This window comes from Tolumonas lignilytica (assembly GCF_000527035.1).
GTDB classification, from domain to species: Bacteria; Pseudomonadota; Gammaproteobacteria; order Enterobacterales; family Aeromonadaceae; genus Tolumonas; species Tolumonas lignilytica.
Genome location: NZ_AZUK01000001.1, coordinates 1,187,455 through 1,204,410, shown reverse-complemented (window position 1 = coordinate 1,204,410; position 16,956 = coordinate 1,187,455). Strand labels below are relative to the sequence as shown.

Here is a 16,956-nt window from a genome sequence, read left to right as displayed (position 1 = left end):
TTCAATGATGTATCAAAGTGAGGCATAAATATTTTTGTAATGAATTGGTGCAAAAGAGAGGGATGCTTCAACATTAGGAAATAAGCGTTATTTAGATAATGATTATATATGTAATATCTAATTAACTTATTCAGGTATGTTTAATATATGTCGACGTATATATTGAATGTATTAGTTTTATATACGTAATATTGAGTAAAATGAATAAAGGCACCATTCGGTGCCTTTATCGTAAGCGTTATTGTTGAATGTAAGCGCTATCAGGAAAATTGGCTGCCAGCATTTGTCTGGCATGTTTGGCAAGGTCAGTCAGCTCCATCTTATCATATGCTTGCACCATGATTTCTAATGCCTGTTGAGTCATCTCAGTGTCGGGATAATTCTCTATCAGATATTTCGCTCTGTTAGCGGCAGACAACCAAGCGTGGCGGCGCATATAAAAATCAGCGATGGCTAAATCAAACTTTGCCAGTCGATTTTTTAAAAACACGGCTCGCGCTCGGGCATCACTTGCATATAGGCTGTCAGGATAGTTTTTTAACAGAAGTTGGAAATCTTTAAATGCCTGACGGGCATATTGTGGATCACGATCGGAACGGTCAATACCAAATTTATCATGGAAGAAGTTATAATCTTCCTGCATGTTGGACAATCCACGCATGTAATAAGCGTAATCTACATCTTTATGTGTAGGATTCAATCGTAAAAAACGATCGATATTGGCGATTGCCTGAGCCGTATCATCTTTCTTGTAATAGGCGTAAATCAACTGTAACTGCACTTGACTGGCATAAGGCCCGAAAGGATATCTGGAGTCCAATGCCTCTAATATATCTACGGCTTTATCATAGTCACCGCTATGTAATTTGGTTTGTGCCTGTTTATATAAAACCTCTAGTGGTTCATCGGGTACTTTCGGTTTGTTTGAAGACGAAGAGCAACCGGCCAATAGCGATAGAGATAACAGCATTACCGGAAAAATACGCACTACTTTTTGCATCGAAATTAGCTTCATATTGCCTTGGTGTGTGAAGTATCCGTTATGCTTAAAGAAAAGAAAAGATAGAATGCAGCATTCTTGGCGTTAAGCCTCGTTTCACTAACTGAGATCTGACATGAGTCAACCTATACAACTCAATGGCACTATTGAGCTACAGCATGAAGGTAAACGCCTGGATCAGGTGTTGGCTGAATTGTTTACTGATTATTCACGAACCAGAATCAAAGAATGGATACTGGAAGGTAAAGTGCAGCTTGATGGAAAGGTCTGTTTATTGCCTAAAGAAAAGGTGATGGGTGGCCAGCAAGTGTCTATCGTCACCGAACTGGCGGAGGATACCCGCTGGCAGGCACAAGATATTCCATTGAATATTGTCTATGAAGATGAGCATCTTCTGGTGATCGATAAGCCCGCCGGATTAGTTGTACATCCAGGCGCCGGAACACCGGATGGCACAGTACTTAATGCCTTATTGCATCGCTATCCTGAAATTGCTGAAGTACCGCGTGCAGGTATTGTGCATCGTCTGGATAAAGAAACGACGGGTCTGATGGTTGTCGCGAAAACGATTCCTGCACAGATCCGTCTGGTGTACGCCTTACAAAAACGTCGTATTACTCGTGAATATGAGGCAATTGTGGTGGGGCATATGACGGCAGGTGGCACGGTTGATGAACCGATCAGCCGTCATCCGACCCAACGAACCATGATGGCCGTGAATCCAATGGGTAAACCTGCGATTACTCACTATCGGGTTGCCGAGCGGTTCCGCGCTCATACCCGGTTACGTTGCCGGTTGGAAACAGGCCGTACGCACCAAATCCGCGTTCATATGGCCCATATCAACCACGCACTTGTGGGCGATCCGGTTTATGGTGGCCGTTTACGTCCGATCCGTAATGCATCTGTGGAGTTGAGTGACTTTCTGCGGACATTCCGTCGCCAGGCGTTGCACGCAACTATGCTACGTCTTACTCATCCCATCACAGGCGAAGAGATGGAATGGCATTCACCGCTTCCGGCCGATATGGTTGAGCTAATCGATGTGTTACGAATCGATTCGGCAGAACATCCGGATGACATCGTATGGATTTAATCCAACCGGAATGGCCAGCGCCTGCCAATGTGCAGGCGTTTTTTACCACAAGGAGCGGTGGTGTCAGCCAGGGGATTTACCAAGGGCTGAATCTTGGCATACATGTCGGTGATGATCCTGCCTTAGTCATGCAAAATCGTCAGCTATTGGCACAGCAGTTGGCATTACCAGCGGCACCGATCTGGCTGGATCAGGTACATGGTACCGAAGTACTGCGGGCTGAAGCACCGGTTATCACGCCGCCGCAAGCGGATGCGGCAACTACAACCCAAATCGGGTTACCATTGACTGTGATGACGGCGGATTGTTTACCTGTATTGTTTTGTGATAAGTCCGGCACGGTTGTTGCGACCGCTCATGCAGGCTGGCGTGGGCTTTGTGCGGGGGTGCTGGAAAAAACTATCCAGGCTATGCATGTGGCACCGAGCGATCTCTTGGCCTGGATTGGCCCGGCGATCGGACCGTCTGCATTTGAGGTAGGCGATGAAGTCAAAGCCGCGTTTGTGGCTCACGATCCGCATGCCAATGCCGCCTTTGTGGCCAAAAATGACAAATGGTTCGCTGATCTGTTCATGCTGGCGCGCCAGCGTATCAGTGTAGCTGGTGTCACCGCCATTTATGGCGGCAACCAGTGCACCTTCAGCGATGCAAAGCGGTTCTATTCTTATCGACGTGACGGCCAAACGGGTCGCATGGCGGGCTTGATCTGGCTCACGATTAAATCTTAAGCACTGCCTCTTGAAAGCAATCCCGGCACCCCCATCTTATACTCAACAGTAATTGATCGATAAGCGATTAAACATAGAGATAAGAGGTAGCGGGATGCGTTTAGATCGTCTCACCAGCAAATTTCAGGTTGCGATTTCCGATGCTCAGTCATTAGCGCTGGGCAGAGATCATCAGTTTATTGAACCTCTTCATATCATGCTTGCTTTGCTGGAGCAGCAGGGGGGGTCTATTCGTCCTTTATTAACACTGGCTGGATGTAATGTTGATCCGCTACAGGCCCGAGTGACCCAAGAGCTGGACCGATTACCCAAAGTCAGTGGCGTTGATGGTGATATTCAGATCTCCCCGCAGCTGGGGCGTGTTCTGAATATGTGCGACAAACTGTCACAGCAGCGGCAGGATCAATTTATCTCCTCTGAAATGTTTGTTCTGGCTGCACTGGATGATCGCGGCACACTGGGTGATATTCTGCGTCAAAATGGCCTCACTAAAGACAAACTGGAAAAAGCGATTGAAAAGGTGCGCGGCGGCGAAAAGGTGACTGATGCTGGTGCCGAAGAAAATCGTCAGGCTCTCAGCAAATATACGATTGATCTGACCGAACGAGCTGAACAAGGCAAGCTGGATCCGGTCATTGGTCGTGATGATGAAATCCGACGCACCATTCAGGTATTACAGCGCCGAACCAAAAATAATCCCGTCCTGATTGGTGAGCCGGGCGTGGGTAAAACGGCAATTGCTGAAGGGTTGGCGCAACGCATTATCAATGGCGAAGTACCGGAAGGCTTAAAACATAAGCGTGTTTTATCACTGGATATGGGTTCCTTGTTGGCCGGCGCTAAATATCGAGGTGAATTTGAAGAGCGTCTGAAAGCATTATTGAATGAACTGGCAAAACAAGAAGGCAACGTCATTCTGTTTATTGATGAGTTGCATACTATGGTCGGTGCCGGCAAAGCCGAAGGCGCAATGGATGCGGGTAATATGCTGAAACCTGCTTTGGCTCGTGGCGAGTTGCATTGTGTTGGTGCCACCACGCTGGATGAATATCGTCAATATATAGAAAAAGATGCGGCATTAGAGCGTCGTTTCCAGAAGGTCTTGATTGAAGAGCCTTCCGTTGAAGACACCATCGCGATCTTGCGTGGCCTGAAAGAGCGCTATGAACTGCATCATCATGTACAGATCACCGATCCTGCTATTGTGGCAGCCGCATTGCTCTCACACCGTTATATCTCTGATCGTCAGTTACCTGATAAAGCGATTGACCTGATTGATGAAGCCGCTTCCAGCATCCGTCTGCAGATGGATTCAAAACCAGAACAATTGGATCGTCTGGAACGCCGCATTATGCAATTAAAGATGGAGCAGCAGGCTCTCATCAAAGAACACGACGTTGCCAGTGTGCAGCGACTGGCGATTATTAATCAGGAAATTACGGAAAAAGACCGAGAATATAACGAGCTGGAAGAGATCTGGAAGGCAGAAAAGGCCGCATTGGCCGGCACACAGCATATCAAGGCTGAATTGGAACATGCCCGTCAGGAGCTGGATGTTGCCCGACGCGCTGGCGATTTGGCCAAAATGTCAGAACTGCATTATGGTCGGATCCCAGATCTGGAAAAACAACTCGATTTAGCCTCACAAGCGGAAATGCAGGAACAAAAATTACTGCGTAACCGGGTTACTGATGCCGAAATTGCGGAAGTGTTGTCCCGCTGGACCGGAATTCCGGTATCCCGCATGCTGGAAGGTGAACGAGAAAAACTGTTGCAGATGGAAGAAAAACTGCATCAGCGCGTGATCGGTCAGGATGAAGCGGTGACCTCCGTGGCGAATGCGATACGCCGGAGTCGTGCTGGTCTATCAGATCCAATGCGTCCAATCGGATCGTTTTTATTCCTCGGTCCAACCGGGGTTGGGAAGACCGAACTATGCAAAACACTGGCTGAGTTCTTGTTTGATACACAAGATGCCATGATCCGTATCGATATGTCTGAGTTCATGGAAAAACACTCTGTAGCCCGCTTGGTCGGAGCACCTCCAGGATATGTGGGTTATGAGGAGGGGGGATATCTCACCGAAGCGGTGCGGCGTAAGCCATATTCGGTGATCCTGTTGGATGAAGTGGAAAAAGCACATCCTGATGTATTCAACATCTTATTGCAGGTTTTAGATGATGGCCGTCTGACGGATGGTCAGGGGCGCACAGTCGATTTTCGCAATACTGTGATCATCATGACCTCCAATCTAGGGTCAGATCTGATACAGGAACATCACCAGATAATGGCTTATCAGGAAATGAAAGCCATGTTGATGGATGTGCTGGCACGTAGCTTCCGTCCCGAATTTTTGAATCGGATCGATGAGACGGTTGTGTTCCATCCACTGGGACTTGAACATATTCAATCCATTGCACAAATCCAACTGGGTACACTGGTAAAACGTCTTGAGGCGATGGGGTATAAAGTGGAATTACGCAATACACTGCTGGCCCATCTGGCTGAAGCCGGATTTGATCCGGTATATGGCGCACGCCCCCTGAAGCGAGCGATACAGCAGCAAGTAGAAAATCCACTGGCTCAGGATCTGCTGTCTGGAAGAATATTGCCTAATAAAGCACTAATACTAGATATCCAGAATGAGCAATTGGTCGTAGAACAACACTAAAACCTCATCAAGATGAGCAAATTGGCTGGTTAATTAGTCAATTTGCTCAAAATAACCCCAAACGAATGAAAAATTGAAAAATAGAGTTGCCTAAAAAGAACGGGCCCCTATAATGCGGCCCCACTGAGACGGCAGACGCCGCAACGAGTTCAGAAATGACCTCGGCACTCAGTCAAGATTCAAGTTGCCAAGCCGTTTGTGATAAACGCCGCTTGACAACGAAGAGGGAAAGCGTAAGATTCGCGTCCCTGGCCTAACAGCCACGCTCTTTAACAACATATCAAGCAATCTGTGTGGGCACTTGCGTAGATTGATTAGATTGAAAAAATTTAATCAATGATACGAAGTGTCTGTAAAGACAAGTCATTCATTGAGCCAAAACTTTAATTGAAGAGTTTGATCATGGCTCAGATTGAACGCTGGCGGCAGGCCTAACACATGCAAGTCGAACGGCAGCGGGGGATAGCTTGCTATCCTGCCGGCGAGTGGCGGACGGGTGAGTAATGCATGGGGAGCTGCCCAATCGAGGGGGATAACAACTGGAAACGGTTGCTAATACCGCATACGCCCTGCGGGGGAAAGGTGGGGACCTTCGGGCCTACCGCGATTGGATGCACCCATGTGGGATTAGCTAGTTGGTGAGGTAACGGCTCACCAAGGCGACGATCTCTAGCTGGTCTGAGAGGATGACCAGCCACACTGGAACTGAGACACGGTCCAGACTCCTACGGGAGGCAGCAGTGGGGAATATTGCACAATGGGGGAAACCCTGATGCAGCCATGCCGCGTGTGTGAAGAAGGCCTTCGGGTTGTAAAGCACTTTCAGTGGGGAGGAAGGGTTGATGACTAATACTCATCAGCATTGACGTTACCCACAGAAGAAGCACCGGCTAACTCCGTGCCAGCAGCCGCGGTAATACGGAGGGTGCAAGCGTTAATCGGAATAACTGGGCGTAAAGCGCACGCAGGCGGTTGGATAAGCGAGATGTGAAAGCCCCGGGCTCAACCTGGGAACTGCATTTCGAACTGTCCGACTAGAGTCTTGTAGAGGGGGGTAGAATTCCAGGTGTAGCGGTGAAATGCGTAGAGATCTGGAGGAATACCGGTGGCGAAGGCGGCCCCCTGGACAAAGACTGACGCTCAGGTGCGAAAGCGTGGGGAGCAAACAGGATTAGATACCCTGGTAGTCCACGCTGTAAACGATGTCGATTTGGAGTTTGTGCCATTATGAGCGTGGGTTCCGAAGCTAACGCGATAAATCGACCGCCTGGGGAGTACGGCCGCAAGGTTAAAACTCAAATGAATTGACGGGGGCCCGCACAAGCGGTGGAGCATGTGGTTTAATTCGATGCAACGCGAAGAACCTTACCTGGCCTTGACATGCTGAGAAGTTTGTAGAGATACGAATGTGCCTTCGGGAACTCAGACACAGGTGCTGCATGGCTGTCGTCAGCTCGTGTCGTGAGATGTTGGGTTAAGTCCCGCAACGAGCGCAACCCCTATCCTTTGTTGCCAGCGGGTCATGCCGGGAACTCAAGGGAGACTGCCGGTGATAAACCGGAGGAAGGTGGGGATGACGTCAAGTCATCATGGCCCTTACGGCCAGGGCTACACACGTGCTACAATGGCGTATACAGAGGGAAGCGACCTCGCGAGAGCAAGCGGAACCCAAAAAGTACGTCGTAGTCCGGATCGGAGTCTGCAACTCGACTCCGTGAAGTCGGAATCGCTAGTAATCGCAAATCAGAATGTTGCGGTGAATACGTTCCCGGGCCTTGTACACACCGCCCGTCACACCATGGGAGTGGGTTGCACCAGAAGTAGTTAGTCTAACCTTCGGGAGGACGATTACCACGGTGTGATTCATGACTGGGGTGAAGTCGTAACAAGGTAACCGTAGGGGAACCTGCGGTTGGATCACCTCCTTACCTTAACTAATTGACTCTATGTGAGTGTTCACACAGATTGCTTGTGTCCCCTTCGTCTAGAGGCCCAGGACATCGCCCTTTCACGGCGGTAACAGGGGTTCGAATCCCCTAGGGGACGCCAGAAGTTCTTTAAAAAATTGGAAAGCTGATAAAGTTCAATCAAGACAAACAAGCGTCTTGGAAAAACTTGGTGTTAAACCAGTAAACTGGTCATAACAACAGCGCTGAATGGGAAACCATTTGGGGTTGTATGGTTAAGTGACTAAGCGTACACGGTGGATGCCTAGGCAGTCAGAGGCGAAGAAGGACGTGCTAACCTGCGTTAAGCTGTGGAGAGTCGGTAAGAGACATTATTATCCACAGATGTCCGAATGGGGAAACCCACTGAGTTTACTCAGTATCGTATGATGAATACATAGTCATACGAGGCGAACCGGGAGAACTGAAACATCTAAGTACCCCGAGGAAAAGAAATCAACCGAGATTTCCTTAGTAGCGGCGAGCGAACGGGAATTAGCCCTTAAGTTTCTTGGAAGTTAGTGGAACAGTCTGGAAAGGCTGGCGATACAGGGTGATAGCCCCGTACATGAAAGCGACCTTGGAATGAAAACGAGTAAGGCGGGACACGTGGTATCCTGTCTGAATATGGGGGGACCATCCTCCAAGGCTAAATACTCCTGACTGACCGATAGTGAACCAGTACCGTGAGGGAAAGGCGAAAAGAACCCCTGTGAGGGGAGTGAAATAGAACCTGAAACCGTGTACGTACAAGCAGTGGGAGCACCTTCGTGGTGTGACTGCGTACCTTTTGTATAATGGGTCAGCGACTTACATTCTGTAGCAAGGTTAACCGAATAGGGGAGCCGTAGGGAAACCGAGTCTTAACTGGGCGACTAGTTGCAGGGTGTAGACCCGAAACCGGGTGATCTAGCCATGGGCAGGTTGAAGGTGCCGTAACAGGTACTGGAGGACCGAACCCACTAATGTTGCAAAATTAGGGGATGACCTGTGGCTAGGGGTGAAAGGCCAATCAAACTCGGAGATATCTGGTTCTCCCCGAAAGCTATTTAGGTAGCGCCTCGGACGAATACTACTGGGGGTAGAGCACTGTTTCGACTAGGGGGTCATCCCGACTTACCAACTCGATGCAAACTCCGAATACCAGTAAGTACTATCCGGGAGACACACGGCGGGTGCTAACGTCCGTCGTGAAGAGGGAAACAACCCAGACCGCCAGCTAAGGTCCCAAAGTACTAGTTAAGTGGGAAACGATGTGGGAAGGCTTAGACAGCTAGGATGTTGGCTTAGAAGCAGCCATCATTTAAAGAAAGCGTAATAGCTCACTAGTCGAGTCGGCCTGCGCGGAAGATGTAACGGGGCTAAACTAGTCACCGAAGCTGCGGATTTGCCGAAAGGCAAGTGGTAGGGGAGCGTTCTGTAAGCCTGTGAAGGTGTGTGGTAACGCATGCTGGAGGTATCAGAAGTGCGAATGCTGACGTGAGTAACGTTAAAGGGAGTGAAAGACTCCCTCGCCGGAAGACCAAGGGTTCCTGTCCAACGTTAATCGGGGCAGGGTGAGTCGGCCCCTAAGGCGAGGCTGAAAGGCGTAGTCGATGGGAAGCGGGTTAATATTCCTGCACTTTTTGTAACTGCGATGAGGGGACGGAGAAGGCTAAGTAGGCCAGCGGTTGGTAGAGCTGGTGAAAGGTGGTAGGGAAGTACGGTAGGCAAATCCGCTGTACTATATTCCGAGAGCCGAGACGAAGTGACTACGGTCATGAAGTTACTGATGCCACGCTTCCAGGAAAAGCCTCTAAGCTTCAGGTTACAAAGAACCGTACCCGAAACCAACACTGGTGGTCAGGTAGAGAATACCAAGGCGCTTGAGAGAACTCGGGTGAAGGAACTAGGCAAAATAGTACCGTAACTTCGGGAGAAGGTACGCTGATGTTGGTGAAGAGATTTACTCTTGGAGCGAATGTCAGCCGCAGTGACCAGGTGGCTGGGACTGTTTAACAAAAACACAGCACTCTGCAAACACGAAAGTGGACGTATAGGGTGTGACACCTGCCCGGTGCCGGAAGGTTAATTGATGGGGTTAGCGCAAGCGAAGCTCTTGATCGAAGCCCCGGTAAACGGCGGCCGTAACTATAACGGTCCTAAGGTAGCGAAATTCCTTGTCGGGTAAGTTCCGACCTGCACGAATGGTGTAACCATGGCCACGCTGTCTCCACCCGAGACTCAGTGAAATCGAATTCGCCGTGAAGATGCGGTGTACCCGCGGCTAGACGGAAAGACCCCGTGAACCTTTACTACAGCTTGACACTGAACATTGAACCTACCTGTGTAGGATAGGTGGGAGGCTTTGAAGACATGACGCTAGTTGTGTTGGAGCCGTCCTTGAAATACCACCCTGGTATGTTTGATGTTCTAACCTTAGCCCGTTATCCGGGCCAGGGACAGTGTCTGGTGGGTAGTTTGACTGGGGCGGTCTCCTCCCAAAGAGTAACGGAGGAGCACGAAGGTGGGCTAATCACGGTCGGACATCGTGAGGTTAGTGCAAAGGCATAAGCCCGCTTAACTGCGAGACGGACAGGTCGAGCAGGTGCGAAAGCAGGTCTTAGTGATCCGGTGGTTCTGAATGGAAGGGCCATCGCTCAACGGATAAAAGGTACTCCGGGGATAACAGGCTGATACCGCCCAAGAGTTCATATCGACGGCGGTGTTTGGCACCTCGATGTCGGCTCATCACATCCTGGGGCTGAAGTTGGTCCCAAGGGTATGGCTGTTCGCCATTTAAAGTGGTACGCGAGCTGGGTTCAGAACGTCGTGAGACAGTTCGGTCCCTATCTGCCGTGGGCGTTGGATGATTGAGTGGGGTTGCTCCTAGTACGAGAGGACCGGAGTGAACGAACCGCTGGTGTTCGGGTTGTCATGCCAATGGCACTGCCCGGTAGCTAAGTTCGGAAAAGATAACCGCTGAAAGCATCTAAGCGGGAAACTTGCCACGAGATGAGTCATCCCTAGGACTTTAAGTCCTCTGAAGGGCCGTTGGAGACGACGACGTTGATAGGTGAGGTGTGTAAGCGTAGTGATACGTTGAGCTAACTCATACTAATGACCCGAGAGGCTTAACCATACAACACCCAAGTGGTTTTAAAGCCAAATGCTTGTTTGACTGATTGAATGACAGCTTTCCAATGAACCGAATATGCCTGGCGGCGATAGCGCGATGGAACCACCTGTACCCATTCCGAACACAGAAGTGAAACGTTGTAGCGCCGATGGTAGTGTGGCATTCGCCATGTGAGAGTAGGACACTGCCAGGCTTCTAAATTAGACGAAAGTCAGCCGAAAAAAAGTGCTGATATGGCTCAGTTGGTAGAGCGCACCCTTGGTAAGGGTGAGGTCCCCAGTTCGACTCTGGGTATCAGCACCATGAAAAGAATAAAGCCCTGCAGATATCTGCAGGGCTTTTTGCTTATCTCGCATTTTAATTTATCTTGTGTTACATAAAACGGGATCTCCCGTTTTATGTAATTGAGTGAAGATTAATGATCTGCTTATTTCTTGAATAAGGATTTATTAATGGGTTCTGGATCCGCAATTTGAAGGGTTCCTTTGATATCTAATAATTCTTGTTGCAGTTGATACTCTTCCCACTCTAAATCTTGCTTTTGGCTAGTTTTAGCTGCTTGCTTTGCGGTTTGAATTTCTTGCAAGCGTTTTTCTATGTGTTCCAATTCTATTTTTTGTGAAGCAGCCACCGCTCCCATCTTGAGTGTCTTCTGAAAATCGGCATCAGCAAGGCAAGGGCCGGTATAATTCTGCTGGGTTGCGGCAATTTCCATGGCTTTACTCTCAGGGCATTGTTGATGCAATGCGGTTAAATATCCCTTTCGCCATGCTTTCAAGTCGGGATGAATGTCGTGTTCCGCACACTGATCTTCATAGTTACTTGCATAATTCAGTGTTTTACCTTCCCACGCATCCGTTACGCCGCGTGTATACCAGTTAGTGTCTGTGCATTGTTGTTCGGTCATGGAACTGCTGCAACCAACAAGCATTAAGCTTGCACAAATAAGATATTTCATAACATGAATCAATATATGGACGAAGTGGAGGCGATCTTAGCAGGTAATGGGGGATGGGGCGATATTGCTTGGGAAGAACATGCAGCCATACAAAGTGTATTGGCTGCATATATTATGATTTAACCGGTAAGAATATTAGCTAATGCGTTTCCTTGTTCATGCAGTTCTTCTAATCTATTTTCCAGATGGCTTGGTTCGATCCCCAAATGCAATGCTAAGGGGGACGGGAATCTCGATACAATGACATGAGCTGGAACGCCTGCATTCCAAGCGAACGAGACAAACATCGCAAGTCGGATGAGAACTGCTTCCGGGCTGACTGGATGATAGGATAGAGGATCGAGCTGCTGGGATATGGCGGCGACAAAACGATCAGATAAATTCCAGCGTCTCGCAAGTTCCGCACCCACTAAACTAAAATCGTAACCCAGCATTTCTCGCTGTGCATCGATTCGACTTGTTCCCTGATTAATTGCCATATTAATCAGCGAGGCTTCTTCTGGTAGCGCTGACTGGATGAGCAGTTCGCCAATGTTATGCAATAGCGTACAGGTGAAGGCGGTTTCAGGGTCTATCACATGACATTCTTTGGCTAGAGCTTTAGCAATCGAGGCTGTCTGAAAAGTTTCTACCCAAAATTTGTTGGTGTTGAAATTAGCTGGGGTTTTGAAGCTGGTCATGATGCCTGATGCAACAACCAGTGAGCGCAGTGCATTGAAGCCTAAACGGATCACGGCCTGCTCGATGGAGGTAATCTCTGCACCTCTTCGATAGGCGGCTGAATTTGCTAGTTTTAGTACTTTTGCACTGATCACTTGGTCCATGGAAATTTTCTGTGCAATATCCTGGATTTGAGAATTATCATTAGAAAAATCTTGCATCAATTCATGGAGTAGCTTTGGGATTACGGGTAATTGCTTGATTTTACTAAATAGAAGTTCCATCGACATCTGTGCATCCTCGTGGACGATCTGATTTATATCTAAATACAGATTTTCACATCTGTATGAAAATTTTCTTTATTAATAATAGCACTGTATCACTTGTTCTGTGTTTGATGCTGTGTGCTTGCTGGATAAATGACAGACTAAGTTTAACAGGACTCATATTGAATCAGGAGTCTAAGCGCTTCAATAAGCACGCAGTTTTTCTGCATACAATCACATTTATTGGAAATATCATCAAAATATGTTTACCCTGAAGAAATGCCAATAATTGGCATTTTCTAAAGAAGATCACCGGTGAAGTAACACAGATAAACTTGTGGAAGTTGTACGAAGGTTTTATTTTCGTATGCTGGTCATTATTTGAGATTCAGGAGACGCTTGATGTCATACATTAAAGGATTAGTGGCTGCTTCTCTTGCAGTTGCTGTGACTATGGGTAGTGCAGCAGCTCAGGAAGAAAAAGTTTTGCATGTGTATAACTGGAGCGATTATATCGCCGAAGATACCGTTGCAAATTTTGAAAAAGAAACAGGTATCAAGGTTGTTTATGACGTATTTGATAGCAATGAAGTGTTGGAAGCAAAATTGCTTGCTGGTAACACGGGCTTCGATGTCGTCGTTCCTAGCTCAGACTTTTTAGCTCGTCAGATCCAGGCTGGGGTTTTCCAGAAGCTGGATAAAAGCAAATTACCGAATTTGAAAAACATGGATCCCGATACCATGAAGCTGTTAGCCGAGAAGGATCCGGATAATGCGCATTCAGTGCCTTACTTAGGTGGCACGACCGGGATTGGTTTTAATCCCAAGAAAGTGGCTGCAGTGATGGGCCCTGATTTCAAGATGGATAGCTGGGATGCGGTACTGAAGCCAGAAAACCTGTCTAAGCTGAAACAATGTGGTGTGTCATTCCTCAATGCGCCAACGGAGATCATGGCGACTGTGCTGCATTACATGGGGAAAGATCCTAACAGCACCAATCCAGAAGATTATAAAGCGGCGGGAAAACTGCTGTCGACGCTGCGTCCGTATATTTCTTACTTCCACTCATCTCAATATATCAATGACTTAGCTAATGGCGACATCTGCGTGGCAATCGGCTGGTCTGGCGATGTGATGCAGGCGGCCAAACGTGCGGCTGAAGCAAAAAATGGGGTCGAAGTTAGTTATGTGATCCCGAAGGAAGGCGCATTGATGTTCTCGGATATGCTGGCTATTCCGGCAGATGCTAAACATCCGGAGAATGCGCATGCGTTCATCAATTATCTGATGCGTCCGGAAGTGATTGCCAAGATCTCAAATTATGTTTCTTACGCAAACGGTAATAAAGCATCGTTGCCGATGGTGGATGCAGCGATCCGCAATAATCCGAACATCTACCCGCCTACAGAGTTGAAAGCCAAAATGTTTGCTCTGCATGTCTTACCTGCCAAGATTAATCGTGAAGTCACTCGCGAATGGACCAAGGTCAAAACCGGTAAATAAGCACTATTCGTATAAGAACAGGGGCGTCTTGCACGCCCCTTGGTTGTTTTTGGGAGAAAAATATGTCTGTGGTCGATAAACCTGCCTTAGCGTCTACCGAGCATTCTGCTCGACCACTACTGGAAATACGCAATCTGACTAAATTGTTCGACGGCATTCCTGCTGTGGATAATGTCAGTCTTACTATCAATAAGGGTGAGATTTTTGCGTTATTAGGGGCATCTGGTTGCGGGAAATCGACATTGCTACGTCTTTTGGCTGGTTTTGAAACGCCAACGAAAGGACACATCATTCTGGACGGTCAAGATCTGGCTGATATGCCGCCCTATAAACGGCCGATCAACATGATGTTTCAGTCTTATGCCTTGTTTCCCCATATGACGGTTGAACAAAACATTGCGTTCGGTTTGAAACAGGATGGTTTGCCGAAGGATGAAATCAACCAGCGAGTGCACGAAATGCTGGAACTGGTGCATATGCAACAGTATGCCAAGCGTAAACCGCATCAGTTATCCGGTGGTCAGCGTCAGCGGGTTGCGTTAGCGCGTTCGTTGGCTAAGCGTCCTAAATTATTGCTCCTTGATGAACCGATGGGCGCCTTGGATAAAAAACTGCGTGAAAAAATGCAGTTGGAAGTAGTTGATATCATTGAACGTGTAGGGGTTACCTGTGTCATGGTGACGCACGATCAGGAAGAAGCCATGACAATGGCAGGTCGGATTGCGATCATGGATAGAGGGGAATTTGTCCAGATTGGTAGCCCGGAAGAGATCTATGAACATCCGAATTGTCGCTTGAGTGCGGAGTTTATCGGCTCGGTCAATATCTTCGAGGGGACGCTGGTCGAAGACGGGCATGATTATATGATCATCCAATCGGAATCACTGACGCATCCGATCCATGTGAACCATGGCGGTTCTATGGCGGAAGGGGTGCCGCTCATGGTGGCGTTACGGCCGGAAAAAATTCATTTCCGAAGTGATATTCCTTCTGATCACGCTAATTATGAACGTGGTGTGGTTGAAAATATTGCGTACATGGGGGATATCTCCATCTATCACGTCCGGTTAGGCAGTGGCAAGCTGGTCACCGCCACGTTACCTAATGTGAACCGTTTCAGAACAGGTCAGCCGACGTGGGATGATCAGGTTTATCTCTGTTGGGATCCGGACTCTTGCGTGGTGCTGACAATATGAACATGACGCAATTACGACAACTGCCATTAATGGGATGGTTACCGAAAGGGCGCCATCTGGTTATTTCTCTGCCATATTTATGGATGGTGCTGTTTTTCCTGATCCCGTTCCTGATCATTCTGAAAATCAGTTTTGCCGAGGTACAGGTCGCGATCCCACCGTACACGGATTTAGTGTCGTATGCGGAGGAAAAACTGAACTTTGTCTTCAATCTGGGGAATTATCTTTATCTTCTGGATGATGAGATGTACCTGGATTCGTACCTGCAATCGCTTCAGATTGCGGTGACATCGACAGTACTCTGTCTGTTGATTGGTTATCCGATTGCGTGGGCCATCGTGCATTCGACGCCCGCGATGCGTAATGCATTACTCATGTTGGTGGTTTTGCCAAGCTGGACGTCGTTTCTGATCCGGGTATATGCCTGGATCGGTATCTTGAAGAATAACGGTTTGCTGAATAATGTATTGATATGGCTGGGTGTTATCAAAGAGCCGTTGACGCTGTTACATACCAATACGGCGGTGTATATCGGCATTGTGTATGCCTATCTGCCGTTCATGATCCTGCCGATTTATACCGCATTGATGCGGGTGGATTATTCGCTGATTGAAGCGGCATCGGATTTGGGGGCGCGTCCTTTCCGGGCGTTTCTGTCGATCACTTTACCGTTAACCAAAAGTGGCATCATTGCGGGCTCGATGTTGGTGTTCATTCCGGCGGTCGGTGAGTTTGTGATCCCTGAGTTATTAGGTGGGCCTGATTCTTTACTGATTGGCCGGGTATTATGGCAGGAATTTTTTAACAACCGCGACTGGCCGGTAGCCTCTGCGGTGGCGGTCGTGATGCTGGCTATTTTGATGGTGCCGATTATCTGGTTTTATCGGTATCAACGTCGCGAAATGCAGGAGAATGGCGCATGACTCCGATCCCACAGGTAAAATCAAAGTTTCGCACTTTCATCCTGTTAGCCGGATTTGGCTTTTTATATGTGCCAATTTTGTTGCTGATAGTCTATTCATTTAATGAATCGCGACTGGTGACGGTGTGGTCGGGATTCTCCGTAAAATGGTATGGAGAGCTGTTCGCTGATAAACTGATGATGAATGGTGTGGTGCTCAGTCTGACTATTGGTGTTCTGAGTGCCAGCATGGCTGTCATCATCGGGACACTGGCTGCGTTTGTCCTGACGCGTATTGGTAATTTCAGAGGACAAACCGGGTTTGCGTTTCTGATCACCGCCCCGATGGTGATGCCAGAGGTCATTACTGGGCTGGCATTACTGTTATTGTTTGTTGCCATGTCGAAATCATTTGGCTGGCCAGCACAGCGCGGTGCCATGACGATATGGATTGCCCATGTGACGTTTACAGCGGCTTATGTCACGGTCATTGTGCGTTCGCGATTACAGGAGCTGGATCTATCGATTGAAGAGGCGGCACAGGATCTGGGGGCCACGCCGTTTAAGGTGTTCTTTCTGATCACCTTGCCATCAATCGCACCGGCCATTGCGGCGGGGTGGTTATTAGGGTTTACACTCTCGGTAGATGATCTGGTGATCACCAGTTTCGTGTCTGGCCCCAATGCGACAACACTGCCAATGGTGGTATTTTCCAGTGTCCGTTTAGGTGTCAGTCCGAAAATTAACGCGCTGGCCACCTTGATCATTTTGGTAGTATCCGTGGCGACGTTTGTTGCTTGGTCAATGATGGCATCGGCAGAGAAACGCCGGAAGGCGGAAATATCCGCCGCCATGCAAAATGGATGATTCACAGGGTAAAACCAGAGAATAATGATGATCTTATGGTATGGAA

The 16,956-nt window shown here is 48.3% G+C and carries 10 protein-coding genes, 2 tRNA genes and 3 rRNA genes; 12 read left to right on the top strand and 3 right to left on the bottom strand.

Going from position 1 to position 16,956, the window contains the following annotated elements; all coding sequences use genetic code 11:
• Nucleotides 1–238 precede the first annotated feature (238 nt).
• Nucleotides 239–1,000, bottom strand: coding sequence for an outer membrane protein assembly factor BamD (locus H027_RS0105740; RefSeq protein ID WP_024871545.1), 762 nt, complete (start codon nucleotides 998–1,000; stop codon nucleotides 239–241).
• A 115-nt stretch (nucleotides 1,001–1,115) separates the two neighbouring features.
• Here H027_RS0105740 and rluD point away from each other — a divergent pair, with 115 nt between their 5' ends.
• The 8 genes from rluD to H027_RS0105700 all read left to right on the top strand — a co-directional run bounded on the left by rluD (nucleotide 1,116) and on the right by H027_RS0105700 (nucleotide 10,862).
• Nucleotides 1,116–2,096, top strand: a complete 981-nt coding sequence (gene rluD / locus H027_RS0105735; protein WP_024871544.1) for a 23S rRNA pseudouridine(1911/1915/1917) synthase RluD — start codon at nucleotides 1,116–1,118, stop codon at nucleotides 2,094–2,096.
• Nucleotides 2,087–2,824 (top strand): peptidoglycan editing factor PgeF, encoded by a 738-nt coding sequence (gene pgeF, locus H027_RS0105730; protein ID WP_024871543.1) that lies wholly within the window; start codon nucleotides 2,087–2,089, stop codon nucleotides 2,822–2,824. Before rluD ends, pgeF begins: the two co-directional genes overlap by 10 nt.
• 94 nt (nucleotides 2,825–2,918) lie before the next feature.
• Nucleotides 2,919–5,495, top strand: a complete 2,577-nt coding sequence (gene clpB / locus H027_RS0105725) for an ATP-dependent chaperone ClpB (protein WP_024871542.1) — start codon at nucleotides 2,919–2,921, stop codon at nucleotides 5,493–5,495.
• Nucleotides 5,496–5,879: 384 nt separating this feature from the next.
• Nucleotides 5,880–7,423 (top strand): 16S ribosomal RNA (locus tag H027_RS0105720).
• A gap of 45 nt (nucleotides 7,424–7,468) precedes the next feature.
• Nucleotides 7,469–7,544: transfer RNA gene (locus H027_RS0105715), tRNA-Glu, on the top strand.
• Between the two features lie 131 nt (nucleotides 7,545–7,675).
• Nucleotides 7,676–10,562, top strand: a 23S ribosomal RNA gene (locus tag H027_RS0105710).
• Nucleotides 10,563–10,637: 75 nt separating this feature from the next.
• Nucleotides 10,638–10,752: ribosomal RNA gene (rrf, locus tag H027_RS0105705) — 5S ribosomal RNA — on the top strand.
• Together the 16S, 23S and 5S rRNA genes with 2 tRNA genes alongside form the textbook arrangement of a ribosomal RNA operon.
• A 34-nt stretch (nucleotides 10,753–10,786) precedes the next feature.
• A tRNA-Thr gene (locus H027_RS0105700) sits at nucleotides 10,787–10,862 on the top strand.
• A 124-nt stretch (nucleotides 10,863–10,986) separates the two neighbouring features.
• On the opposite strand, the gene H027_RS0105695 is transcribed toward H027_RS0105700, so the two are convergent.
• A complete protein-coding gene (locus H027_RS0105695) occupies nucleotides 10,987–11,517 on the bottom strand; it encodes a DUF2799 domain-containing protein (protein ID WP_081741388.1) in 531 nt (176 codons plus the stop codon).
• A gap of 119 nt (nucleotides 11,518–11,636) precedes the next feature.
• On the bottom strand, nucleotides 11,637–12,467 hold the full coding sequence (locus H027_RS0105685) for an HDOD domain-containing protein (protein ID WP_024871540.1): 831 nt from the start codon (nucleotides 12,465–12,467) through the stop codon (nucleotides 11,637–11,639).
• Nucleotides 12,468–12,845: 378 nt separating this feature from the next.
• Here H027_RS0105685 and H027_RS0105680 point away from each other — a divergent pair, with 378 nt between their 5' ends.
• From H027_RS0105680 to H027_RS0105665, 4 genes are all read left to right on the top strand, one after another.
• Nucleotides 12,846–13,946, top strand: a complete 1,101-nt coding sequence (locus tag H027_RS0105680; protein ID WP_038149192.1) for an extracellular solute-binding protein — start codon at nucleotides 12,846–12,848, stop codon at nucleotides 13,944–13,946.
• 62 nt (nucleotides 13,947–14,008) lie between these two features.
• Complete coding sequence (gene potG / locus H027_RS0105675) at nucleotides 14,009–15,142, top strand: putrescine ABC transporter ATP-binding subunit PotG (protein WP_024871538.1); 1,134 nt, start codon at nucleotides 14,009–14,011, stop codon at nucleotides 15,140–15,142.
• Between the two features lie 2 nt (nucleotides 15,143–15,144).
• The gene (potH, locus tag H027_RS0105670) at nucleotides 15,145–16,065 is read left to right on the top strand and encodes a putrescine ABC transporter permease PotH (protein ID WP_024871537.1); all 921 of its coding nucleotides are present in this window, start codon (nucleotides 15,145–15,147) and stop codon (nucleotides 16,063–16,065) included.
• Nucleotides 16,062–16,910 (top strand): ABC transporter permease subunit, encoded by an 849-nt coding sequence (locus tag H027_RS0105665; protein ID WP_024871536.1) that lies wholly within the window; start codon nucleotides 16,062–16,064, stop codon nucleotides 16,908–16,910. Before potH ends, H027_RS0105665 begins: the two co-directional genes overlap by 4 nt.
• The last annotated feature ends 46 nt before the right edge of the window (nucleotides 16,911–16,956 follow it).

Bases quoted from the DNA above. Each gene is read 5' to 3' on its own strand.
- H027_RS0105740 (WP_024871545.1), bottom strand. From the start codon at position 1,000: ATGCAAAAAGTAGTGCGTATTTTTCCGGTAATGCTGTTATCTCTATCG.
- rluD (WP_024871544.1), top strand. From the start codon at position 1,116: ATGAGTCAACCTATACAACTCAATGGCACTATTGAGCTACAGCATGAA.
- pgeF (WP_024871543.1), top strand. From the start codon at position 2,087: ATGGATTTAATCCAACCGGAATGGCCAGCGCCTGCCAATGTGCAGGCG.
- clpB (WP_024871542.1), top strand. From the start codon at position 2,919: ATGCGTTTAGATCGTCTCACCAGCAAATTTCAGGTTGCGATTTCCGAT.
- H027_RS0105695 (WP_081741388.1), bottom strand. From the start codon at position 11,517: ATGAAATATCTTATTTGTGCAAGCTTAATGCTTGTTGGTTGCAGCAGT.
- H027_RS0105685 (WP_024871540.1), bottom strand. From the start codon at position 12,467: ATGTCGATGGAACTTCTATTTAGTAAAATCAAGCAATTACCCGTAATC.
- H027_RS0105680 (WP_038149192.1), top strand. From the start codon at position 12,846: ATGTCATACATTAAAGGATTAGTGGCTGCTTCTCTTGCAGTTGCTGTG.
- potG (WP_024871538.1), top strand. From the start codon at position 14,009: ATGTCTGTGGTCGATAAACCTGCCTTAGCGTCTACCGAGCATTCTGCT.
- potH (WP_024871537.1), top strand. From the start codon at position 15,145: ATGACGCAATTACGACAACTGCCATTAATGGGATGGTTACCGAAAGGG.
- H027_RS0105665 (WP_024871536.1), top strand. From the start codon at position 16,062: ATGACTCCGATCCCACAGGTAAAATCAAAGTTTCGCACTTTCATCCTG.